Source organism: Cobetia sp. SIMBA_158 (assembly GCF_046566945.1).
Classification (GTDB): Bacteria; Pseudomonadota; Gammaproteobacteria; order Pseudomonadales; family Halomonadaceae; genus Cobetia; species Cobetia amphilecti.
Genome location: NZ_JAWJYL010001081.1, coordinates 1 through 236, shown reverse-complemented (window position 1 = coordinate 236; position 236 = coordinate 1). Strand labels below are relative to the sequence as shown.

At 40.3% G+C, this 236-nt stretch carries 1 protein-coding gene; it reads right to left on the bottom strand.

The window, feature by feature from the left end; all coding sequences use genetic code 11:
* Positions 1-136: pyrroline-5-carboxylate reductase family protein (locus R2R70_RS23110; RefSeq protein ID WP_410979360.1), on the bottom strand; the 136-nt coding region annotated here is incomplete at its 3' end.
* Between the last annotated feature and the right edge of the window lie 100 nt (positions 137-236).

Below are 236 nucleotides of genomic sequence, written 5' to 3'. Positions count from 1 at the left end.
CTACCTTTGCAAGCTTTTCTTGGTTGCGGTTAGTCGCAATGATGTTGTTTGCGTCAAAGCCGTTTTTTACCATGCCACCAATAATAGCGTAGCTCATGTTACCTGTGCCTATAAATGCGATTTTTTTATCTGACATAAATCTGTTTTTACCTTTTAAGTTCGTGTTCCAAAAATGTCTGTTCCGATCCTCACCATAGTTGAGCCTGCACTAATTGCGGCTTCAACGTCATTACTCA